General features: G+C 64.2%; 20 protein-coding genes. 13 read left to right on the plus strand and 7 right to left on the minus strand.

Features of this window, described 5'->3' with window-relative positions; genetic code table 11:
- The first annotated feature begins 93 nt into the window (after positions 1-93).
- The 4 genes from AAEQ75_RS10385 to AAEQ75_RS10400 all read left to right on the plus strand — a co-directional run bounded on the left by AAEQ75_RS10385 (position 94) and on the right by AAEQ75_RS10400 (position 3035).
- A complete protein-coding gene (locus tag AAEQ75_RS10385; protein ID WP_256579274.1) occupies positions 94-219 on the plus strand; it encodes a hypothetical protein in 126 nt (41 codons plus the stop codon).
- Between the two features lie 198 nt (positions 220-417).
- Positions 418-585, plus strand: a complete 168-nt coding sequence (locus tag AAEQ75_RS10390; RefSeq protein WP_177429652.1) for a hypothetical protein — start codon at positions 418-420, stop codon at positions 583-585.
- 235 nt (positions 586-820) lie between these two features.
- Positions 821-1741, plus strand: coding sequence for an aldo/keto reductase (locus tag AAEQ75_RS10395; RefSeq protein WP_099522917.1), 921 nt, complete (start codon positions 821-823; stop codon positions 1739-1741).
- Position 1742: 1 nt separating this feature from the next.
- Positions 1743-3035, plus strand: coding sequence for an NTP/NDP exchange transporter (locus AAEQ75_RS10400; RefSeq protein ID WP_099522916.1), 1293 nt, complete (start codon positions 1743-1745; stop codon positions 3033-3035).
- A gap of 8 nt (positions 3036-3043) precedes the next feature.
- Here the strand turns inward: AAEQ75_RS10400 and AAEQ75_RS10405 are convergent, their stop codons facing one another.
- Positions 3044-3943 carry a LysR family transcriptional regulator gene (locus tag AAEQ75_RS10405; protein ID WP_343352149.1) on the minus strand — a complete coding sequence of 300 codons (900 nt, stop codon included), beginning with the start codon at positions 3941-3943 and terminating at the stop codon, positions 3044-3046.
- A 241-nt stretch (positions 3944-4184) separates the two neighbouring features.
- Here AAEQ75_RS10405 and AAEQ75_RS10410 point away from each other — a divergent pair, with 241 nt between their 5' ends.
- The 6 genes from AAEQ75_RS10410 (at position 4185) to AAEQ75_RS10435 (ending at position 10941) form a co-directional block, all read left to right on the plus strand.
- A complete protein-coding gene (locus AAEQ75_RS10410) occupies positions 4185-5426 on the plus strand; it encodes a 3-hydroxyacyl-CoA dehydrogenase (protein WP_343352151.1) in 1242 nt (413 codons plus the stop codon).
- Positions 5423-7213, plus strand: coding sequence for an acyl-CoA dehydrogenase C-terminal domain-containing protein (locus AAEQ75_RS10415; RefSeq protein WP_343352153.1), 1791 nt, complete (start codon positions 5423-5425; stop codon positions 7211-7213). Before AAEQ75_RS10410 ends, AAEQ75_RS10415 begins: the two co-directional genes overlap by 4 nt.
- Positions 7214-7340: 127 nt before the next feature.
- Positions 7341-8504 (plus strand): iron-containing alcohol dehydrogenase, encoded by a 1164-nt coding sequence (locus AAEQ75_RS10420; protein ID WP_343352155.1) that lies wholly within the window; start codon positions 7341-7343, stop codon positions 8502-8504.
- Positions 8505-8603: 99 nt separating this feature from the next.
- Positions 8604-9038: an acyl-CoA thioesterase gene (locus tag AAEQ75_RS10425; protein WP_343352157.1), complete on the plus strand. Its 435-nt coding sequence runs from the start codon at positions 8604-8606 to the stop codon at positions 9036-9038.
- 44 nt (positions 9039-9082) lie between these two features.
- Positions 9083-10147, plus strand: coding sequence for a DUF2157 domain-containing protein (locus AAEQ75_RS10430; protein WP_343352159.1), 1065 nt, complete (start codon positions 9083-9085; stop codon positions 10145-10147).
- Positions 10144-10941 (plus strand): DUF4824 family protein, encoded by a 798-nt coding sequence (locus AAEQ75_RS10435; protein ID WP_125879114.1) that lies wholly within the window; start codon positions 10144-10146, stop codon positions 10939-10941. The genes AAEQ75_RS10430 and AAEQ75_RS10435 overlap by 4 nt, the downstream gene beginning before the upstream one ends.
- A gap of 229 nt (positions 10942-11170) precedes the next feature.
- Here the strand turns inward: AAEQ75_RS10435 and AAEQ75_RS10440 are convergent, their stop codons facing one another.
- From AAEQ75_RS10440 to AAEQ75_RS10455, 4 genes are all read right to left on the minus strand, one after another.
- Positions 11171-11614 (minus strand): hypothetical protein, encoded by a 444-nt coding sequence (locus tag AAEQ75_RS10440; RefSeq protein ID WP_125879113.1) that lies wholly within the window; start codon positions 11612-11614, stop codon positions 11171-11173.
- Positions 11615-11697: 83 nt separating this feature from the next.
- The gene (locus AAEQ75_RS10445; RefSeq protein WP_343352162.1) at positions 11698-14037 is read right to left on the minus strand and encodes an FdhF/YdeP family oxidoreductase; all 2340 of its coding nucleotides are present in this window, start codon (positions 14035-14037) and stop codon (positions 11698-11700) included.
- Positions 14034-14849, minus strand: a complete 816-nt coding sequence (gene fdhD, locus AAEQ75_RS10450) for a formate dehydrogenase accessory sulfurtransferase FdhD (protein WP_343352164.1) — start codon at positions 14847-14849, stop codon at positions 14034-14036. The genes AAEQ75_RS10445 and fdhD overlap by 4 nt, the downstream gene beginning before the upstream one ends.
- 97 nt (positions 14850-14946) lie before the next feature.
- Positions 14947-15834, minus strand: coding sequence for a LysR family transcriptional regulator (locus AAEQ75_RS10455; protein ID WP_343352166.1), 888 nt, complete (start codon positions 15832-15834; stop codon positions 14947-14949).
- 119 nt (positions 15835-15953) lie between these two features.
- On the opposite strand from AAEQ75_RS10455, the gene lysM reads away from it, so the two are divergent.
- Positions 15954-16391, plus strand: coding sequence for a peptidoglycan-binding protein LysM (lysM, locus tag AAEQ75_RS10460; RefSeq protein ID WP_179546078.1), 438 nt, complete (start codon positions 15954-15956; stop codon positions 16389-16391).
- Between the two features lie 69 nt (positions 16392-16460).
- Here the strand turns inward: lysM and yrfG are convergent, their stop codons facing one another.
- Entirely contained in the window at positions 16461-17141 is a 681-nt protein-coding gene (gene yrfG, locus AAEQ75_RS10465; RefSeq protein ID WP_343352169.1) for a GMP/IMP nucleotidase, read from the minus strand.
- A gap of 123 nt (positions 17142-17264) precedes the next feature.
- Between yrfG and nudE the strand changes: the two genes are divergently transcribed.
- Positions 17265-17831 carry an ADP compounds hydrolase NudE gene (nudE, locus tag AAEQ75_RS10470; RefSeq protein WP_106733634.1) on the plus strand — a complete coding sequence of 189 codons (567 nt, stop codon included), beginning with the start codon at positions 17265-17267 and terminating at the stop codon, positions 17829-17831.
- Positions 17828-18646, plus strand: a complete 819-nt coding sequence (gene cysQ, locus AAEQ75_RS10475; protein WP_343352172.1) for a 3'(2'),5'-bisphosphate nucleotidase CysQ — start codon at positions 17828-17830, stop codon at positions 18644-18646. The genes nudE and cysQ overlap by 4 nt, the downstream gene beginning before the upstream one ends.
- 107 nt (positions 18647-18753) lie before the next feature.
- Here the strand turns inward: cysQ and AAEQ75_RS10480 are convergent, their stop codons facing one another.
- Positions 18754-20661: a beta-ketoacyl synthase gene (locus AAEQ75_RS10480; RefSeq protein WP_343352174.1), complete on the minus strand. Its 1908-nt coding sequence runs from the start codon at positions 20659-20661 to the stop codon at positions 18754-18756.
- Positions 20662-20903 lie beyond the last annotated feature (242 nt).

Here is a 20903-nt window from a genome sequence, read left to right on the forward strand (position 1 = left end):
CACAGCTTAGCGCTGCTCGGGCGCCTGAGGCCAGTCGTGGCGCTCACTCGAGGTTCTGCGCCTCTTTCCGAACGACCCCGCAGGCCATTGCTGATGGCCCGTATCGCGCAGGCTTTGCACCTGCTGCCAACGCAGGGCAAGCGCATGCCATGGAATCTGCTCCAGCATTACCTGCCCGATCTGGCACTGCTGCACTACGGCAAACTGGAAGACGATTAGCTGATGTTTTCCACCCCTCGGAAAGAGCCGTAAGCGGAGTCAGCGCAGCCCTGATGTGACGGGGGTATAGCGAATGTCCTACAAGAAATTACATAATCGCGCCGCTTTCTTTCCTGGCATTGCGCCACTACCATTTTGCGATATGTGTCACGGATGAGCCACTGGGTGCAGTGTCACCCATTACATGAGGAGTCGGCCATGAAGGAACAGCGCCACCTGCCCGCACTGCGTGCGCATATCGAGCAGCTATTGAGTAAAGGCTGGGTGATCGCCAGTCGCAGCCCCCTGACCCTGCAGAACGGTCATCGCTGCTTTCTCGTCTCCCACGGCATGCTGATCAGCGACTCTTCTTCGCGCGCAGCCTGATAACTGTTTCCCGACCGCTGCGCCGTTATCCCGCCTGGCGCAGCGGCGTTTTTGGTTACCGGATATTGCGTCCGTAGCCTGCCGCATTTCCTCTCCTGCGCCCGTCACTGCCGGCCTCCGGCGGATTCCCTTGCTGTCTTTCTCGGTCGATAGCGAATCGGTCGCGGATGTAACGCCTTGGTCTCAGCGCGGTCAGTGCCTATAACCAACCGGTCACTGTTAGAGGAGCCACGTCATGCCTACTCGTCGCCGAGTCCTGCAAGGTAGCGCCAGCCTGGCAGCGTTAGCTGTCCTGATGCCCTGGTTACCGTCCTCCGTCTTCGCCGCCGAAACACTGCTGAGCCGGGCGATTCCCAGTAGCGGTGAACTGCTGCCGGTGATCGGTCTGGGTACCTCACGCACCCACGATGTGGCGATGAGCGACGAGGCGCTACAGCCCTTGCGCGAGGTGTTGCAGGCACTGGTCAACGGTGGCGCCAGCCTGGTGGATACCGCGCCGAGCTACGGGCGGGCCGAAGCGGTGTGTGGCGCTCTGGCCGCAGAAGGCGACATGCGCAAAAAGCTGTTCCTGGCCAGCAAGGTGTCCTCCACCGGGCGTTCTGCTGGCGAGCGGCAGGTCGAAGCCAGTTTCGCCGCGCTCAAGACCGACACCATCGACCTGATGCAGGTGCATAACCTGCAGGACACCAGCACTCAGCTTGGCCTGTTGCGCGAGCTGAAAGAACAGGGCCGGGTACGCTACATCGGCGTGACTCACTACCTGGATTCCGCCCACGAGCGCCTGCTCGAGGTCCTGCGCAAGGAACCAGTGGATTTCGTCCAGTTCAACTACTCCATCGGCGAGCGCAACGCCGAGCGCGAGCTGTTGCCCTACTGCGCCGACAAGGGCATCGCAGTTTTGATCAACCGGCCTTTTCAACGCTCGGCCCTGTTCGATCGGGTCAAGGGCAAGAGCCTGCCGGACTGGGCTGCGGTGGAGCTCGATGCCACCTCCTGGGCACAGCTGATGCTCAAGTACATCCTCGCCAACCCGGCGGTAACGGCGGTGATCCCGGCCACCTCCAACCCACGCTATATGGCTGACAACATCCTCGCCGGCCAGGGCCGCCTGCCCGACGCGGCGCAGCGCCAACGCATCATCGAGCTATTCGCCTGAGATGCAGGCGCTCACCCGGCGCCTGGCGCGTGCGATCAATGCCGAAGGTGAGGAGCTGGCTGCGGTGCTGGCCGGTTTTGCCTTGTTCTTCTGTCTGTTCGCCGGCTATTTCATGTTGCGGCCGATCCGTGAGGCGATGGGCATCACCGGTGGTGTGAACAATCTGCAGTGGCTGTTCACCGCGACCTTTGTCGTCATGCTGCTGGCGGTGCCGCTGTTCGCCTGGCTCAACTCGAAAGTCCCGCGTATCCATTTCATCGACTGGGTATACGGCTTCTTCTGCCTCAACTTGCTGGCCTTCGTCCTGCTGTTTCGCATCGACCACGACAGCGTATGGCTGGCGCGGGTGTTCTACGTGTGGATCTCGGTCTACAACCTGTTCGTCGTCTCGGTGGCCTGGAGCCTGATGGCCGACGTGTTCGATGGCGCCCAGGCGCGGCGGCTGTTCGCCTTCATTGCTGCGGGCGCTAGCGTTGGTGGGCTCTGTGGACCGCTGTTGAGCGCCTTGTTGATCGGCGCTATCGGTGAGTCCGGGTTGATGCTGATGGCCGCCGTGCTGCTCGGTGCGGCCATGGCGCTCAAGCGTTACCTGATGGAGTGGCGCGAGCGACAGGGCGCCGGGCGGTCTGCAGGGGCAGCCAACGAGAGCCCGCGCAGGCCGGTGTCAGGCAATCCGTTCAGCGGGCTGACGCGTATGCTCGGTTCGCGTTACCTGCTGGGTATCGGCGCGTTCATTTTGCTGCTCACCTCGGTGAGCACCTTTCTCTATTTCGAGCAGGCGCGCCTGGTGGCTGAGCTGTTCCCGGATCGCGCCGCCCAGGTGAAGGTGTTCGGTGTGATCGATTTCGTCGTGCAGGCCGGTGCCCTGGCTGCGCAGTTGTTCATCACCGGGCGGGTGGCGCAGAAGCTGGGCGTACGTGTGTTGCTGTCGCTAGTACCGGCACTGGTGTGTCTGGGCTTTATCGGCCTGGCGCTGGCGCCGACTTTCGCCATGTTGGCTGGGCTGATGATCGTGCGGCGTATTGGTGAATACGCCTTCGTGCGGCCGGGGCGGGAAATGCTCTTCGCCCCGCTCGACGCCGAGAGCAAGTACAAGGCGAAGAACTTCATCGACACCGTGGTCTATCGCGGTGGCGATGCCCTCAGCGGCTGGGCCAAGGCCGGGCTGGACATGCTCGGCCACGGCGCCTGGCTGGTGGCCATGGTCGGTGCTCTCTGTGCAGCGCTGTGGGGAATGTTAGGTTGGTATCTGGGCGGACGCGCCGATAGGCAGGCGGAAAGACAGGACGGGTGACTGGGTAATCATCCCGCCACCGCGACGATCTCCTCGATCAGCCATTGCAGCGCGGCATCGCGTTGGCGTTGTGCCAGGCTGACTACCTCCAGATGGAAAGGCCCGAGGGTGAAGGGCAGGTCGAACAACTGCAGTGGCAGCAGCGTGGCGAAATGTCGGGCGAGGGCGGTGGGCAGCACTGCCGCCAGCTCGCTGCCAGCGACGATATGCGCCGCCTGCAGGTAGTTCGGTGTGGTGTAGAGAATCTGCCGCGACAGCCCCTGTTCCCCCAGCCATTGATCGACCATGCCGCGGGTCTGCCCACCATGCACCCAAAGGTGGCGCAGGCGCAGGAAGGTATCCAGATCCAGATTGCCCTGGCGCAGCAGCGGATGATCGCGGTGTACCGCCAGCTTGAGTGTCTCGCTCATCCAGTGGTGACGGGCGAAGCGCGCCGGCATCTCGTCGAAGCGGCCCAGCACCAGATCCAGCTCGCCCTTGTCCAGCGCCTCCATCGGCAGGCTCGGGCTGAGGTGGCGAATGTCGATGCCGATGCCCGGCGCTTTCTGGCTGATGCGGTCGAGCAGGCGCGGCATGCATACCAGCTCCACGTAGTCGGTGACGGCGATGCAAAAGCGCTGGCGGCTTTCGCCCGGCTCGAAGGTCTCGCCGGCGCTCAGGCTCTGTTCCAATTGGCGCAGGGCGCTGCGGATCGGGGCTTCCAGCGCCAGTGCTCGTGGCGTCGGTTGCATGCGCCGGCCCACGCGCACCAGCAGCGGGTCGCCGAGCAGCTCGCGCAGGCGCCCCAGCGCATTGCTCACGGCAGGCTGGCTCAAGGACAGGCGCTCGGCGGCGCGCGAGACGTTCTGTTCGCGCAGCAGAGCGTCCAGCACCCGCAACAGGTTGAGGTCGAAATTGCTGAAATTCATCTGCTGAATACGTCGTATCACAAGACTAAATTTCAAAAATAGTAGCGGCTTGCTTATCGTGACCCAAGCTTCTGGGTGCCTTTAAAAACGTAGGCGAGGCAGTCAGCGCAAGGCGAAAACAGGCTAAAAAGCGGAGTTTACGGGTTGTAAATGAGCATTTTGAGCCTGTTTTTAACGCAGCGATGGCAACGTAGGTAGTTTTTAAGGGGGCCCAGCCTGTTCGTGCACGAGAGGAACAACAATGAACAAAGTCGTCTCGCCGCTTCGCTGTGCCGCTGTGATCGGCGCCGGCACCATGGGCCGCGGTATCGTCATCAGCCTGGCCAATGCCGGCTTGCGCGTGCTGTGGCTGGATAACAATTCGCAGATGGTCGAGCAGGGCCTGGCGATGGCCGAGGAAACCTGGACGCATAACGTCGCCAAGGGGCGTATCGATGCGGCGCAAGCGGCTGCGCGACGGGCACTTATCGAGGCGGTAGACAGCTATGCGGCGCTGGCCGACGCCGACCTGGTGATCGAGGCGGTATATGAAAACCTCGAACTCAAGCAGCGCATCTTCCGCGAGCTGGACGCTGTGATGAAGCCCGGCGCGATTCTCGCCAGCAACACCTCGGCGCTGGATATCGATGCCATCGCCGCCGTCACCACTCGGCCGGAAGCCGTGCTGGGCCTGCACTTCTTCAGCCCGGCGCACATCATGAAGCTGCTGGAGATCGTCCGCGGCGCCAAGACCGCGCCAGCCGTGCTGGACGCCGCTCAAGAGCTGGGTGAGCGCATGGGCAAGGTGGCGGTGGTGGCCGGTAACTGCCACGGTTTCATCGGCAACCGCATGCTGCATACCTATGTGCGCGAGGCACGCATGCTGCTGCTCGAAGGCGCCTGGCCGCACCAGGTGGACGCGGCGCTGCAGGGCTTCGGCTTCGCCATGGGGCCGTTTCGCATGTACGACGTGGTCGGCATCGACCTGGAATGGCGTGCCCGTGAACTGTCCGGCCAGGGCCAGGACGACCCGGCGGTACAGGTGGACAACCGCCTGTGCGAACTGGGCCGCTTCGGCCAGAAGAGCGGCAAAGGCTATTACCTGTATGCGCCGGGCAGTCGTCAGGCGGAGCACGATCCCGAGGTGGACGCGCTGGTGCAAGCCGAGTCCGAGCGCCTGGGCTTCAGTCGCCGTGATATCGGCAACGAGGAGATTCTCGAGCGCTGCCTGCTGGCACTGGTCAACGAAGGGGCGAAGATTCTCGAAGAGAACATTGCTGCTAACAGCCACGATATCGATCTGGTCTATCTCAATGGCTACGGTTTCCCTGCCGAGCGCGGTGGCCCGATGGCTTGGGCCGACGGCGAGGGCGTCGGCGCCATTCGTCAGCGTCTGCTGCAACTGGCCGAACGCTTCGGTAGCCATTGGCAACCGGCGGCGTTGATCGAGCGTCTGGCCGCCGACAACAAGCGCTTCAGCGACGTGCAGGAGGGCCGGGTATGAGCTATCAGGCGCCATTGCGCGATATGCGCTTCGTCCTGCACGAACTGTTCGACGCTGCCGGCCACTGCGAGCGTCTGGGCAACGGCCTGGATCGCGAGCTGATTGACGGCGTGCTGGAGGAGGCTGCGGCCTTTGCCGCAGGCGAGGTCGCGCCGCTCAATCGCAACAGCGATGAGGAGGGTTGTTACCTGGAAAACGGCCTGGTCAGCACGCCCAGGGGCTTTGCCGAGGCCTATCGGCAGTACGTGGACAACGGCTGGGCGAGCATGACCGGCCCGGTGGAGTACGGTGGCCAGGGCTTTCCACAACTGGTTGCCTTTGCCTTTCACGAGATGCTGATGGGCGCGTCGTTGTCGTTCCGCGTCTACTCCGGGCTGACCGAGGGCGCCGTGCTGGCGCTGCACAAGCACGGTAGCGAAGCGCTCAAGCAGACCTACCTGGGTAAGCTGGTCAGCGGCCAGTGGACCGGCACCATGTGCCTGACCGAGCCGCAGGCCGGCACCGACCTGGCTCTGCTGCGTACTCGCGCCGAGCCGCAGGCCGATGGCAGCTACAAAGTCAGTGGCAGCAAGATCTTTATCAGCGGCGGCGAGCAGGACATCTCCGAAAACATCATCCATCTGGTGCTGGCGCGTCTGCCGGATGCACCTGCTGGCGTGAAGGGCATTTCGCTGCTACTGGTACCGAAATTTATCGCTGCCGCCGACGGTACGCCAGGCGAACGCAACAGCCTGTCGTGTGGTGCGATCGAGCACAAGATGGGTATCAAGGGCGCGTCCACCTGCGTGATGAACTTCGACGGTGCCACCGGTTGGCTGGTCGGCGAGGCCAACCAGGGCCTGGCCTGCATGTTCACCATGATGAACGACGCGCGCTTTCAGGTCGGCCTGCAGGGCTTGGGGATAGGCGAGGCAGCCTTCCAGGGCGCGCTGCGTTATGCCCGTGAGCGCCTGCAGTCACGTGGTCTGGCGGGCGTGCAGGCGCCGGACAAGGCAGCCGATCCGATCATCAATCATCCCGACGTGCGACGCATGCTGTTGACCCAGAAGACCCTGGTCGAGGGCAGCCGCATGCTCGCCGCCTACACCGCCCGCCAGTTGGACCTGGAGCACGGTGACGAGGCGGCCGAGGCACGCAAGGCGGCCGGCAAGCGCGCGGCGCTGCTGATCCCTATCGTCAAGGCGTTCTTCACCGACATGGGCCAGGAAGTGGCCAGCCATGGCGTGCAGGTTTATGGCGGTCACGGTTTCATTCGCGAGTGGGGCATGGAGCAACTGATGCGCGACAGTCGCATCACCCAGCTGTACGAGGGTACCAACGGCATCCAAGCGCTGGACTATATCCGCCGCAAGTTGCTCGGCGACGGTGGGGCCGAGCTGTCTGCGCTGCAGGCCGAGTTCAGCGCGCTGTGCGATGCCCAGGCCGAGCGCCTGGCGCTGAAGAATATGGCGACCGTCGTGCAGGCTCGTCTGGGTGAATGGCGCGAGCTAAGCGCAGAAGTGATTGCCGTCTGTCAGCGCGACCCGCAGGAGATTGGCGCTACTTCGGTGGATTTTCTCCAGTACTCGGCTTATGTGCTGCTCGCCGGTTTCTGGCTGCAAGCCGCGGCGCGGGCGCAGGATGCGCTGGAAACGGGCAGCGGCGAGGCGGCGTTCTACCAGGCCAAACTGCACAGCGCCGATTTCTATCTGCGCCGTGTGCTGCCGCGAGCCAGCGCGCACCGCGAAGCCCTGCTGGGTGGAGCGGATTGTTTGATGGCCATGGATGAGGGCAGTTTCGCGTTCTAACGCGGGTTATTGGTGCGCACGGCGCACCCTACGCGTGAGACGCCCAGCGGCGTAGCCCGGATGCAATCCGGGGACATTTGCATGACCAGTCCCGGATTTCATCCGGGCTACAAAAAGAGGAGCACCCATGCACCCATTCAGCTTCGCCACTACCGCGCAAATTCTTTGCGAATCCGGCGCCAGTCTGCGTCTGGCCGAACTCTGTCGCGAGCGCGGCGCCCGGCGCGTGCTGATCGTCACCGACCCCGGTATCACCCGTCTCGGTCTGCTGGAACCGCTGCTGCCGGGTTTTTCTCGCGCCGGCATGAACGTGCGGATATTCGATCAGGTGCTGGCCGACCCGCCCGAGGCCGTGGTGCTGGCCGCTGTGGCCCAGGCCCGCGAGCTGCAGGCGGAGCTGGTGGTCGGCTTTGGTGGCGGCAGCTCGATGGACGTGGCCAAACTGGTGGCCCTGCTGGCGCATCCAGACTGCGCCCAGGCCCTGAACGAGATCTACGGCGTGGGCAATGCCCGCGGTCGGCGCCTGCCGCTGATCCAGGTGCCGACCACCGCCGGCACCGGCTCCGAGGTGACGCCGATCGCCATCGTCACCACCGGCGAGACCACCAAGATGGGCGTGGTGTCGCCGCTGCTGCTGCCGGACCTGGCTCTGCTCGATGCCGACCTGACTCTCGGCCTGCCGGCGACGGTCACCGCCGCCACCGGCATCGACGCCATGGTGCATTCCATCGAGGCCTACACCAGTGCGCTGAAGAAGAACCCGCTTTCCGACTTGCTGGCGCGCGAAGCGCTGCGTCTGCTTGCGGCCAACCTCGATGAGGTAGTGAGTAACGGCAGCAACCGCGAGGCGCGCCAGGCCATGTTGCTTGGTGCCTGCCTGGCCGGACAGGCATTTGCCAACGCGCCAGTGGCGGCGGTGCATGCCCTGGCTTATCCCCTGGGCGGGCATTTCCATATTCCCCACGGGCTGTCCAACGCCCTGGTGCTACCGCAGGTGCTGGCATTCAACGCACCAGCAGCCGCGCCGCTATATGCCGAGCTGGCGCCGCTGGTATTGGGCGAGCGTTTACGTGCGGGCAGTGCAGCGGCGCAGACCGAGCAACTGATCGAGGCCCTGGCTGGCTTCAGTCAGCGCAGCGGCCTGCCGACGCGGTTGCGCGACGCCGGAGTCAGCGAAGCCATGTTGCCCACGCTGGCGGCGGACGCCATGCTGCAGCAGCGCCTGTTGGTGAACAATCCGCGCGAGATGAACGAGCAGCAGGCGCTGGCCATTTATCAGGCTGCCTACTGACACTCACCGCAATTGGTGCGCATGGCGCACCCTACCGGGCCGCCGCTATCCCTGCCGTAAGGTGCGCCGCGCGCACCGAAGCCACCCCAAGGACCCTTGATGAACCAACCCCAACACCTGCGTAGCGACTACCGTCACTTCCAGCCGATCACCACGCGCTGGCACGACAACGACATCTATGGCCACGTGAATAACGTGACCTACTACAGCTACTTCGACAGTGCGGTGAATGCCTACCTGATCGCCGAAGGTGGTCTGGATATCCATGACGGCGAAGTGGTTGGGTTCGTGGTCAGCTCGGCGTGCGACTACTTCGCCTCCATCGCCTTCCCCGACGCCATCGAGGTCGGCCTGCGCGTGGGCAAGCTGGGCAACAGTTCGGTGCAGTACGAGCTGGCGATTTTCAAGGTAGGTGAGGAGCAGGCCTGCGCCGCTGGGCGCTTCGTTCATGTGTTTGTCGACCGGACGAGCAATCGCCCAGTAGCGATCCCCGAGACCTTGCGTGCTGCGCTGGAGCGCTTACTCACGACCTAGTCGGGCCTGCTAGGCTGTGGGCAGTCATTTGCCAGGGAGTGCCCATGTCCGATCTCGAGCGTGAGCAGGCGCAACAGCGTGCCGCTCGCATCGCCGCCTTCCGCGAGGAGCTGGCGGAGTTGCGTCAGGAGCAGGTGTTGCAACTGAGCGCGACACAGGAACAAGCCGTCACCGACCATCATCGCCAATTGCTGGCGCACTTTCGCCAGTCGCTGGATATCGACGCCGATGCTCGCGCACGCCAGCTCTCACTGGGGATGCGCCTGGCCTCGCTGTTCGGCGCTCTGGCGCTGGCGGCCGGATTGTTCTTTCTGTTCTACCAGTTCTGGGGGCTGTTCGACGCCTTCACGCAGGTCGCCATCCTGGTGGGCAGTGCCTCGGGCAGCCTGCTGCTGTGCTTCTGGCTGCAGGCTCGCGACACTTCGGTTTATTACGCCAAGCTGGCCGCGGTGCTGGCGTTCGTCTGCTTCGTGCTGAACCTGTCGATGCTCGGGCAGATCTTCAATATCACCCCGTCGGACAAGGCCCTGCTGCCTTGGGGCGCGTTGGCGCTGCTATTGGCTTATCAATGCCGCCAGCGTCTGTTGCTGGTGGTGGCATTGCTCTGCTTCGGTCTGTTCGTCGCGGCTCGCCTGGGTGATTGGGCGGGCTGGCACTGGTGGTCGCTGGGGGAACGGCCGGAGCTGTTCATGCCGCTGGCGGCGCTGTTGCTCGTGCCGCAAGTGCTCGATCAGCGGCGTTATTCGGGCTTTGCCGCCTGCTACCGAGTAGTGGGGCTGCTGTACCTGCTCGGTCCGGTGCTGGTGCTGTCCTACTGGGGAGGCGGCAGCTATCTCGACTGGCCGACGGGCTGGATCGAGGCGTTCTACCAGACGCTCGGTTTCGTCCTCGCCGGGTTGACCATCTGGCTCGGTATTCGTCGCGACTGGGGGGAGGTGGTCAATACCGGCCTGGTCTTCGCGTTGATCATGCTCTTCGCCAAGCTGTTCGACTGGTGGTGGCAGTTGCTGCCGCGCTACCTGTTCTTCCTCCTGCTCGGGTTGATCGCCGTGCTGCTGCTGGTGGTGTTGCAACGCTGGCGGCGCAGCGCGTCGGGAGGTGCACGATGAAGCGTGCAGCATGGCTTGGCCTTGGTGTGGTGTTGCTGAGCAATGCCGTTGCCCTGGGCGGCGTCTGGTACAACCGCAGCGGCGAGCCCGAGGCGCAATTGCGGCTCAGCGAGCGCGAGCTGCAGCGCGTTTACGGTGGCTGGTTGCGCGATGAGGACGATGGCGTACTGCGTCTGCAACTGAGCTGGCAGCGCCCCGGTGATGCTTGGCAGTTGCCCTGGCTGGACGAGGCCAAGCTGCGCGAGCTGGGTTTCTCCGCTACCGATGAGCAAACCTTGAACAGACAGCCGGCACGCCAGGTCTGGTTGGTGCTGGAGCTGGATGGACCGTTGTACCGAGGTCAGGTCGAAGAGGCGCGGCAGGCTCTGAGCGGGGCCGAAGCTGAATTGCACGCCAAGCCAGAGAGCGAGGTGTTACAGCAGGAGCGCGATGAGCGCCAGCGTCGCCTGCAATTCGTCGAGCAACAGGCCAGCCGTTTGATGCTGGTGGATGCGGGCGTGGATGCGCAGGTGCTGCGCCAGCGTTGGCCGGATCGGCAGCGTCAGGTGTTACTGGCCGGGCGTATTGAACCCTATCGCCACGCTGCTGAAGCCGGTTATGGCGCCACCATTCGCCTGGAGAATGACCGCCTGAGTGTGCCCTACGCCTATCGTGAATTAGCGCGTGGCTGGGAGCGCAGCTACGAACAGACAGGGTTCAAGGCGCAGGTTGAAGTGGCCTTCGGTCGTCGCCATGAACCCTGGGTGATGGGGTTTGTTGGCGTTTCGCCGCGACCGCGCCGGAGCCAGTTTTAGCGCGGAGCTAGGCACGAGACGCGAAGTTTGGTTGCCCAAATGAGCCGTCGAGTAACGACGCTCCACGCTAAAACTGGCCCGGCCCTTCGGGTTGCGCGGGAAATGACTCCCGCTGTTGTTGCAGGACTTGGCAAGGGAATGACCATTACCTGCGTCCTGCGCCTAACCGGGAGCCATTTCTCGCGGCAACGCGGCTTGCGTCGAAATGCCAACAGACCCCAGGCATCCGTCAGTGACGGCGCCAGTGCTTGCCGTGCTTCTTGTGTTTCTTGCCATGGTGTTTGTGATGTTTGCCGCGACGATCATCGTCGTAGCTGGCGTTGCCCATGTAGTTGCCCAGCGCGCCACCAGCGCCGCCGCCGACTGCTGCACCGACCACGCCGCCGGTGTTACCACCGACCTGCTGGCCGACCACGTTACCGCCCGCTGCGCCCAGGGCGCCGCCAATCGCGGCTTCGGTACGACTGCGGCGATCCGCGCCGACCATGCTGCCGGCGGCGCCACCGAGACCGGCACCGACCGCAGCGCCAGTGTTGCCACCGACCTGCTGACCAACCATCGCACCCACTGCGCCACCTAGTGCGCCGCCCAGGCCGGCCTCGGTATTGCCGGCAAAGGCAAAACCGCCGCTAGTCAGGCCAAGGGAAAGAAAGAAGAGTTGCAGAGACTTCATGGACACCTCGATAACAGAAACCGCCAGATGGCGAGCGTTACGCCATTGACCAGCGATTTCTGTACGAGGTTCCTGGCCGCCGGTCAGCTTGCTGCGCTGCTGCCCAGCAGATTGCCGCCGCTGGCAGCCTGCAGGCGGATGGCGACGAACTTGCTGGTCGGTGTGCTGCTACCGACGCCGGCGCTTTCCAGCGGCACCAGCGGATTGGCTTCGGGGAAGTAGGCAGCGGCCTGGCCGGCCGGGATATCGAAGGCGAGCAGGGTGAAACCGCTCACCCGGCGTTCGATGCCATCGTTCCACAACGAGCGGATGTCCACCTTCTGACCTGGCTTGAAGCCCAGACGAAGGATGTCCGCTTCGTTGGCGAACAGCACATCGCGCTGCCCGCGCACGCCGCGGTAGCGGTCGTCGAGGCCGTACACCGTGGTGTTGTACTGATCGTGCGAGCGCAGGGTCTGCAGGATCAGATCCGGCTTCTCACCGCTTTCGCGCACCTGCGGAGGCAGCAGGTCGTCGAGCAGCGCATTGGCCTTGAAGTTGGCCTTGCCGGATGCCGTTTTCCACTGGCGCGCGCCGGCCGAGTTGCCGAGGTAGAAACCGCCGGGGTGAGCGACACGCTGGTTGAAATCCTGGAAGCCGGGGATGGTGTCGGCGATCAGCTCGCGGATGCGGTCGTAGTCGGCGATCAGCGCGTCCCAATCCACCGGGTGGTTGCCCAGGGTGGCCTTGGCGATCCCGGCAACGATGGCAGGCTCCGAGCGCATCTCGCTGCCGGAGAGCGGTTCGAGCTGGCCGTAGGAGGCGTGGATCATGCTGAACGAATCTTCCACCGTCACCGCTTGAGGGCCACCGGCCTGATGGTCGATGTCGGTACGGCCCAGGCACGGCAGGATCAGCGCGTCGCGGCCGACGGTGAGGTGACTGCGATTGAGCTTGGTGCTGATCTGCACGGTGAGGTCGCAGCTCTGCAGCGCCTTGTGCGTACGCGGGCTGTCCGGCGTGGCCTGAGCGAAGTTACCGCCGAGGCCGATGAATACCTTGGCCTGGCCGTCGATCATGGCGTTGATCGCCTCGACGGTGTTGTGGCCATTCTCGCGCGGCACCTTGAACTGAAAGCGCTTTTCCAGGGCGTCGAGCAGCGTGACCGGCGGGCGGTCGTTGATGCCCATGGTGCGGTCGCCCTGTACGTTGCTGTGGCCACGCACCGGGCACAGACCGGCGCCGGGGCGGCCGAGGTTGCCGCGCAGCAGTTGCAGGTTGACGATTTCCTGGATGGTGGCCACCGAGTGGTGGTGCTGGGTGATGCCCATGGCCCAGCAGATGATCACCCGCTCGGCGCGGCGGTACATGCGCGCCGCCTGTTCGATTTCCAGCAGGCTCAGGCCGGACTGGGCTTCGAGCGCCTCCCAGGTAGTGTCGTCGAGCAGCTGCAGGTAGGCCTCGACACCATCGGTGTGCTCAGCGATGAAGGCATGGTCGAACACCGCTGCTTCACCCTTGGACTGCGCCTCGCGCTCCCACAGCAGCAGGAACTTGGCGATGCCGCGCAGGGCGGCCATGTCGCCGCCCAGGGCCGGACGGAAGAACGCGGTGTTCAGCGGCTCGGAGCCGTTGGTGAGCATCTCCAGCGCGTGTTGCGGATGCTGGAAACGCTCCAGGCCACGCTCCTTCAGTGGGTTGAAGCAGACCACCTGGGCGCCGCGTTTGACCGCTTCACGCAGCGGTTCGAGCATGCGCGGGTGGTTGGTGCCGGGGTTCTGGCCGAGGACGAAAATGGCGTCGGCATGCTCGAAATCGTTGAAGGTCACGCTGCCCTTGCCGATGCCCACGCTCTGGCCGAGGGCGACGCCGCTGGCCTCGTGGCACATGTTCGAGCAGTCGGGGAAGTTGTTGGTGCCATAGGCGCGCACGAACAACTGGTAGAGGTATGCCGCCTCGTTGCTGGCCCGACCGGAGGTGTAGAATTCGGCGTGATCCGGACTCGGCAGCGCCTTCAGATGCCTGGCGATCAGGGCGAAGGCTTCGGCCCAGGTGGTCTTCGTGTAGCGATCGGTGCTGGCGTCATAGCGCATCGGGTGGGTCAGGCGGCCCTGGTATTCGAGCCAGTAGTCGCTCTGCTCGCGCAGTTGGCTGACCGTGTAGCGGGCAAAGAAGGCCGGGTCCACGCGGCGTTTGGTGGCTTCCCAGTTGACCGCCTTGGCGCCGTTCTCGCAGAACTTGATATGGCCGTCTTCGGGCGAATCGCCCCAGGCGCAGCCGGGGCAGTCGAAACCGCCGTTCTGGTTGGTCTTGAGCAGCGCGCGCAGGTTCTTGAATGGCTGCTTGCTGTCCAGCCAGAAGCGGGTCACGGCGTTCAGTGCACCCCAGCCAGCGGCTGGGCCTTTGTAGGGCTTATAGCGAGGATTGACGGGTTGCAGGCTCATGGTCGTTCTTCTTCGTCAGGCGCAGGGCTGTAGACCCGCGGCGTGCTGTGATGGGGCAGGTGGATCAGGTTGAGGCGATGGCGCCGCGCCCAGTCCACGGTCAGTGCGGTGGGCGCGGACAGGCTCACCAGGGTGCCGATGCCGGCACGTACCGCCTTGTGCAGTAGTTCCAGGCTGCAGCGGCTGGTGACCAGGGCGAAGCCACCGTGAGTGTCGATACGTTCGCGGGCGATGGCGCCGATCAGCTTGTCCAGGGCGTTATGGCGACCGATGTCTTCACGGCACAGACGAATCTCACCGCTGGCATCGATGAACAAGGCGGCATGCAGCGCGCCGCTGTGGCGTGCCAGTTGCTGCTGCTCACCGATGCGCTCGCGCAGGCCGCTCAGGTGTTCCAGCGGTGGCAGGGTGGCGCCTGGCAAAGCCGTCAGGGTTGGCAGGGCCTGTTCCAGCGCATCCACACCGCACAGGCCGCAACCACTGGTGCCAGCCATTTGTCGGCGTTGCTGCTTGAGCGCCCAGAAGGCGCGGCTGCTGACCTGCAAGCGGGCTTCGCGGCTGTCACCCAGGCCGCGCAACTGGATGTCATAGATGTCGTCGATTGACTTGATCAAGTCGTTGCCAAGACTGAAGCCGACGGCAAAATCTTCCAGGTGATGGGGCGAAACCATCATCACCGCCTGGTTCAGGTCGTTGTAGCTGATCGCCAGGGCACATTCTTCGGCCAGTGCAGCGTGCTGCGCGCGACCGTCACCGAGTTCGGCGTAGGTATAGGCACTGGCAATGTGCGGCTGGGCGGCTGGCTTGGCCATCGAGGCGCGCTCTGTGACAGATTGACACAGCTAAGCCTAGGCCCATGGGCGGGGAGCGTCTAATCGTTGGCTTTGATGTGTTGATCGAGCAAATCTATCAAGCGTTCGCCAGCCACTCTCGTGCCTCTTCGAAACAGGCTTGCGCGAGCGGTGAGGCAGGGGCGCTACGGCGCATGATCAGGCCCTGAGGTGCCAGGGTATGAGCGTCCTCGATGGGTAGCAGGCGCAGATGACCGTCAGTCGGAGAGCCGTCGGTCGGCAATGGCATGACGCTGCAGCACAGCCCGGCGCTGACCGCTTGAGTCAGGTGGTGTACGGCATCGGCCTCCAGGCGTACCTGCGGGCTCAGGCCGCGAGCACGGAAGCTGTGATCGATGGACTGGCGAAAGTGCATACCGGTGGAGAGCAGGCCCAGGGGCAGGTTGGCCAACTGTTCCCAGCGCAGGCTGCTGCTGACGAAGTGGAAGTGGCGCTGATCGTAGAGCAGGCCCATGCGTGCTTCGGCCAGCTCCAGGCTGGCGAAGTGCTCGCGGTCAAGGCGATCGAGATAGGACAGGCCCAGGTCGAGCTGATTGCGGACCAGGCCCTCAAGAATCTGATCGCTGCTCAGCGCGTGCAACTGAAAGCGCAGCCCAGGGTGACGCTCGGCGAACAGACTGATCAGGCGCATCGGGTCGAAACTGGCCAGCGGCACCACGCCCAGGCGCAGCGTACCCACCAGGTGCCCACGACAGGCTGCAGCTTCGGCGAGCAGGCCATCCTGTGCGGCCAGCACACTGCGTGCCCAGGCCAGGATACGCTCACCTTCGGCGCTGAAACCTTCGAAGCGCTGCCCGCGACGTACCAGTTCCAGGCCTAGCTCGTCTTCCAGTTGGCGCAAGCGCATGGACAGTGTCGGCTGGGTCACGTGGCAGCGCGCAGCGGCCTGACCGAAGTGGCGGGTCTCGTCGAGGGCGACGAGGAATTTCAGCTGCTTTATGTCCATGGGGGCTCCTGGTTTGCCCGGATTCTAATGCGCGAACGCTAATCAGGGGTGTTTCCTGAACTAGACTTTGGTCTCCGGGCGGTTTGCCCGGTCATTCACAAGGAACGAGAGGAATCGCCATGAGTCTGTTTGCCTTTGTCAAAGACGCCGGGGTCAAGCTCTGGGAGTCGCTGGTGGGTCAGGAGGCACAGGCCGCCGAATCGCTCAAGGAGCATGTCGCCAAGGTTGGCCTGGGCAACCCCGACATCGAGGTCAGCGTCGAGGGCGACAAGGTCATCGCTCGCGGCGAAGTGGCCAGCCAGGAAGAGAAGGAAAAGATTCTCCTGGCGCTGGGCAACGTGGCCGGCGTCGGTGAGGTCGATGATCAGATCAGCGTGACCACGCCCGCGCCCGAAGCGCGCTTCGTCACGGTGAAGAAGGGCGACACGCTGAGCGCGATTGCCAAGGCCGAGTACGGCAACGCCAATGCCTACATGAAGATATTCGAAGCCAACAAGCCGATGCTCAGTCACCCAGACAAAATCTATCCGGGGCAGGTATTGCGGATTCCCGACTAAACCCGCGCTCAGGTGCGGCGGGGGCTTGGCGACGATCGGCATCATTCGCGATCGCCGCCAAGCCGGCTCCTACCGCGAGGGCGTCGCAGGCAGTCCGTGCACCAACTCCCGGTAGTCCTCCACTGCGGCGAACTCCTCGGTATCTTTAGGCCCGGCCTGGCTGTCTGGCTGGCGCACGGCGAGCAGATGGGCAACACCGAACTGCCCGGCGCTGCGCAGGATCGGCAGGCTGTCATCGATGAACAGGCTGCGGGCCGGGTCGAAGTCGACGTCCTGGCGCAGGGCGAACCAAAACTGCTGATCCTCCTTGGGGAAACCGTAGTCGTGGGAGCTGATCAGGCGTTCGAACCAGGGCGCCAGCTCGACGCGTTCCAGTTTCAGCGACAGCGAATCTCGGTGCGCGTTGGTGATCAGCACCACGCGTTTGCCAGCTTCGCGCAGGGCGCGCAGAAACACTTCGGCATCCGTACGCAGGGCGATCAGGTGCGCGACCTCGCGCTTGAGGTCGCGGATTGACAGGCGCAGCTCGCGGCTCCAGAAATCGGTGCAGTACCAGTTCAGCGTGCCGGCGTGCTCGCGAAACAGCGGCAGCAGTTCGGCCTTGGCCAGCGCCAGGCTGACGCCATGGTGCTCGGCGTAGCGCTGCGGCAGGTGGGTGAGCCAGAAGTGGTTGTCGAAGTGCAGGTCGAGCAACGTGCCGTCCATATCCAGCAGGAGGGTGTCGATCTGCTGCCAGGGTAGTAGGGGCATACTCATCTCTCTGATCGGGAACAATCGATCCGTGGCCTGTTTCGCCTTGATGCAATCTCGGCCACGGATAATGGCGAAAGCCGCTGTATGATAACCCGCTCGGTCCCGCCAAGGAGTCGCCTCATGCGCCAAAAGCCCACGGTTCTCGCTCGCGAAATTGTCGCCAGCAGCCGTCTGTTTCGTGTCGAGGAAGTGCAGTTGCGCTTCTCCAACGGCACGGAGCGCACCTATGAGCGACTGGTCGGCAAGGGCTCGGGCTACGGCGCGGTGATGGTGGTGGCGATGCTCGACGCCGAACACGCGGTGCTGATCGAGGAGTATTGCGGCGGCACCGATGACTACCAGCTGTCGCTGCCCAAAGGCTTGATCGAGCCGGGTGAAGACGTGTTGGTGGCCGCCAACCGCGAGCTCAAGGAGGAGGCTGGTTTCGGCGCGCACGAACTGGAGTACATCACCGAGCTGAGCCTGTCGCCCGGTTACATGAGCCAGAAAATTCAGGTGGTACTGGCGCGCAACCTTTATGAAGAGCGCCTGCCGGGTGACGAGCCCGAGCCGATGCGGGTCGACCGCATCAGCCTGCGCGAGCTGTCCAGCCTGGCTCAGCACGAACAGTTCAGCGAAGGCCGTGCGCTGGCTGCGTTGTACCTGGTGCGCGATCTGCTGACTCAGCGCGGGGATTACCGTCCGTGAGTCATCCCTTTATTCCCCAGGTGATCGAACTGGTTCGTGCGGCGGGCGCGGCGGCGCTGCCGTACTGGCGCAGCGGTGTGGCAGTGACGGAGAAGGCCGATGCCTCGCCGGTGACCGCCGCCGACCTGGCCGCGCACCATATCCTGCTCGATGGCCTGCAGGCGCTGGCGCCGGATGTGCCGGTGCTGTCAGAGGAGGCCGCCGACATTCCGCTGGTCGAGCGCGCCACCTGGACGCGTTGGTGGCTGGTCGATCCGCTCGATGGCACCAAGGAATTTATCGCCGGCTCCGAAGAGTTCACGGTCAATGTCGCGCTGATCGAACAGGGGCGAGTGGTCTTCGGTGTGGTCGGCATTCCAGCCAATGGCCGCTGCTATTACGGCGGTGCTGGTTTGGGCGCCTGGTGCAGCGACACGCCGGGCGAGGAGCATTCGATCAGCGTGCGCCTGGCGCCCGCGCAGGGCTTTACCCTGGTGGCCAGCAAGCGCCATTCGAGCCCGGCGCAGGAAACCCTGCTCGCAGGCCTGTCTGAGCGTTTCGGCGAACCGGCGCTGGCCAATATCGGCAGCTCGCTTAAGTTCTGTCTGCTGGCTGAAGGCAATGCCGACTGCTATCCGCGCCTGGCGCCCACCTCGCAGTGGGATACCGCAGCCGCGCAGGGCGTGCTGGAAGGGGCGGGTGGCGAAGTGCTGGATCTGGCTGGCGAAGTGCTGACCTACGAGGCGCGCGAATCCTTCCTCAATCCGTCTTTCCTGGCGCTGCCGGCTGCCGCTGAGTGGCGTGGCGAGCTGATCGAGCTAGCGCGCGGTCTTTAGCCTTGACACGTTACCTGTAGGAGCGAGCTCTGCTCGCGAACCCTGGCGATCCAGAAGCTTCGCGAGCAGAGCTCGCTCCTACGGTTTGTGCGTCGTTGCTGCTTCGCTCAGTCGAGCATATCGCTGTAACGCGCATCCTTCCTGAACACCAGCGGCTGGTCGAAGCCAGGCACCTTCACTTCTTCGGTGGTGATGGAGATCGCCTGGTCGTCGATCATGTCGTTACCGAAGTTGTAGATGATGTCCAGCTTGCCCTGCAGGGCAAGTTGGTCGTACGCGGCAGCGGCGGCGCGTGTGCCTTCACGGCGCGCCAAGTAAGCGTCGAAAGCGGCCTGGCCGTGGCGTTTGCGCAGCATGCGCTCGGTCACGTGCGGGGCCAGCACCAGGGCGCTGGCGTTGTTACCGCCGAAGCCCTTGGAGTTGATGAAGGCAACGTCCAGCGCCTGCTCGCCGACCTTGCGGTCTTCGGTGGACAGGCTCAGGTGATCCTGGTGCACGTCGCCAGCGACTGCGTCGATGGTCTTCAGGCCCGGCACAATGCCGTACTTGAAGGCGCCGAGTGCGCCGATCACCTGGTCGCCGCTGGCGGTGGCCAGGGAGTGGCCGACGAAGGCCTTCACCGCTGTGACCGGCCACTGTTCGATGCCGAAGGCCGCCGCGACGCGGTCGAGGATTTCCGACTCGGTGACGCGGTTGGCCGGGGTGCTGGAGCCGTGGGCGTGGACGAAGCTGCGGCTACGTACGGCATCCAGGCCGAGCAGTTGCACGGCGCTGGCCACGGCCTTGGCCACGGTCAGGTAGTTGCCCGGGCCGGGGGCGGAAATGGATTTCTTGAAACCATCGGCATTGATGAACACGTCCGGCACCGCGCCGTGGATGTCTGCACCGAGTTCCAGGGCTAGCTCATCATCCATCAGCACCGCGAACTGGCAGGCCTCGGCCAGGGTGAAGCCGCAGTTGTCGCCGAACGGGCGGCTGGCGCGGCGGAAGTCCACCTCACTCTTGCCTTCGATCTGGCGCAGGCCCTCTTCGGTGGCCAGTGCGCCCATGGCGCCATAGCCCTCGATGCATTCCTGGTTGATCGGCGCCTCGCTGCTGCCGACGATGACCACGCGCGCCTTGCCGGAGGCGATCTGCTCGATGCCTTTCTGCAGGTTGTAGAGGAAGGTGGCGCAGGCGCCGGTGATGCTGCCGGTGGTGCCGACGCTACCGAGCACGTAGGCGTTGATGAAGTCGGCCGGCATGGTGTTCAGGCCGAGAGCCAGCTGCTTGGCGGTGACGCGGCCGCCCTTGAGGCGCGACTGCATCATGCCGCCGAAACCGTTCTCGTCGAGCTGGCTCATGATGCAACTGGCGAATACGGCGATCTCGTCCGGGGCGACGTGCTGGACGATGCGCTGCCAGTCGATGCCTACCGAGCGCAGGGCATCGGTGACTCCGACCACGGTCATGGCCAGGCCTCGCGGGTGAAAACGGGCGTTGTACAGCTCGCTCGGCTCGAAGCCGGTGGGCAACTGGCCGGCGGATTTCACTGCCAGCGGGCGATAGCTGTCGACCTTGAATTCGCAGCTGTCGTGCAGGGTGACGCGTACTTCGTTGCCTTCGAGCTCTTCGACCGACCAGTTGGCTGGCAGCGGCTCGGGCAGTTGCTTGCGCTGGGTGATGAAGCTCAGGTTGGCGCCATTGACGGGGGCGAGGCTGATGCTCTTCTGCCAGTGGGCGGCGTCCGGGTCCAGGTGCTGCTTCTCGAGACGACGTACCAAGGTGCCGGCGAGAATCTCCTTGGCGTAGCGGCTTTCGATGTCGGCGAGGCTCAGCGCCTGGCCGTCCTGATCCTGGTACTGGCCATCGACCACGCGCACCAGTTTCATCATTTGCGCCAATCCGGCCAGGGTTTCCTGGCGCGCCTGGGGTTCCAGCGACTCCTGCACGGTGCGACGGAAGCCATGGTGGAAGGAGCTGCGCCCGGCTGCGTTGTAACCCCCAAAACCCACGATCACAGGTAAGCGCGACATAAATCAAAAGCTCCTGAACAAGGCCAGCGCGACGCCAGGCCGGCGCCTTCGGGCGCGAGCGGGGTCATAGGGCGGTGGCATTTGGAAAATTTCGGCTGCCTAACCTGACGTGGATCATGACCGTCGAGTCACTACTTCGTCCAATGTCGTGGCAAGAGCGGGGCGTGTCGCGGATGGGAAGGTCGCCTGGACGTAGGGTGCGCCGTGCGCACCGCGGCCTTCAGCGGTTGGTGCCTGCGGCC

The sequence above is a fragment of the Pseudomonas sediminis genome (assembly GCF_039555755.1).
Classification (GTDB): domain Bacteria; phylum Pseudomonadota; class Gammaproteobacteria; order Pseudomonadales; family Pseudomonadaceae; genus Aquipseudomonas; species Aquipseudomonas mendocina_D.

Excerpts from the sequence above, each read along its gene's own strand:
- AAEQ75_RS10455 (WP_343352166.1), bottom strand. The coding sequence starts at position 15,834 with ATGGACATAAAGCAGCTGAAATTCCTCGTCGCCCTCGACGAGACCCGC.
- AAEQ75_RS10385 (WP_256579274.1), top strand. The coding sequence starts at position 94 with ATGGCCCGTATCGCGCAGGCTTTGCACCTGCTGCCAACGCAGGGCAAG.
- AAEQ75_RS10480 (WP_343352174.1), bottom strand. The coding sequence starts at position 20,661 with ATGTCGCGCTTACCTGTGATCGTGGGTTTTGGGGGTTACAACGCAGCC.
- AAEQ75_RS10420 (WP_343352155.1), top strand. The coding sequence starts at position 7,341 with ATGCACCCATTCAGCTTCGCCACTACCGCGCAAATTCTTTGCGAATCC.
- AAEQ75_RS10405 (WP_343352149.1), bottom strand. The coding sequence starts at position 3,943 with ATGAATTTCAGCAATTTCGACCTCAACCTGTTGCGGGTGCTGGACGCT.
- AAEQ75_RS10415 (WP_343352153.1), top strand. The coding sequence starts at position 5,423 with ATGAGCTATCAGGCGCCATTGCGCGATATGCGCTTCGTCCTGCACGAA.
- AAEQ75_RS10410 (WP_343352151.1), top strand. The coding sequence starts at position 4,185 with ATGAACAAAGTCGTCTCGCCGCTTCGCTGTGCCGCTGTGATCGGCGCC.
- AAEQ75_RS10435 (WP_125879114.1), top strand. The coding sequence starts at position 10,144 with ATGAAGCGTGCAGCATGGCTTGGCCTTGGTGTGGTGTTGCTGAGCAAT.
- lysM (WP_179546078.1), top strand. The coding sequence starts at position 15,954 with ATGAGTCTGTTTGCCTTTGTCAAAGACGCCGGGGTCAAGCTCTGGGAG.
- AAEQ75_RS10390 (WP_177429652.1), top strand. The coding sequence starts at position 418 with ATGAAGGAACAGCGCCACCTGCCCGCACTGCGTGCGCATATCGAGCAG.
- AAEQ75_RS10425 (WP_343352157.1), top strand. The coding sequence starts at position 8,604 with ATGAACCAACCCCAACACCTGCGTAGCGACTACCGTCACTTCCAGCCG.
- fdhD (WP_343352164.1), bottom strand. The coding sequence starts at position 14,849 with ATGGCCAAGCCAGCCGCCCAGCCGCACATTGCCAGTGCCTATACCTAC.
- AAEQ75_RS10445 (WP_343352162.1), bottom strand. The coding sequence starts at position 14,037 with ATGAGCCTGCAACCCGTCAATCCTCGCTATAAGCCCTACAAAGGCCCA.
- AAEQ75_RS10400 (WP_099522916.1), top strand. The coding sequence starts at position 1,743 with ATGCAGGCGCTCACCCGGCGCCTGGCGCGTGCGATCAATGCCGAAGGT.
- AAEQ75_RS10395 (WP_099522917.1), top strand. The coding sequence starts at position 821 with ATGCCTACTCGTCGCCGAGTCCTGCAAGGTAGCGCCAGCCTGGCAGCG.
- yrfG (WP_343352169.1), bottom strand. The coding sequence starts at position 17,141 with ATGCCCCTACTACCCTGGCAGCAGATCGACACCCTCCTGCTGGATATG.
- AAEQ75_RS10430 (WP_343352159.1), top strand. The coding sequence starts at position 9,083 with ATGTCCGATCTCGAGCGTGAGCAGGCGCAACAGCGTGCCGCTCGCATC.
- nudE (WP_106733634.1), top strand. The coding sequence starts at position 17,265 with ATGCGCCAAAAGCCCACGGTTCTCGCTCGCGAAATTGTCGCCAGCAGC.
- AAEQ75_RS10440 (WP_125879113.1), bottom strand. The coding sequence starts at position 11,614 with ATGAAGTCTCTGCAACTCTTCTTTCTTTCCCTTGGCCTGACTAGCGGC.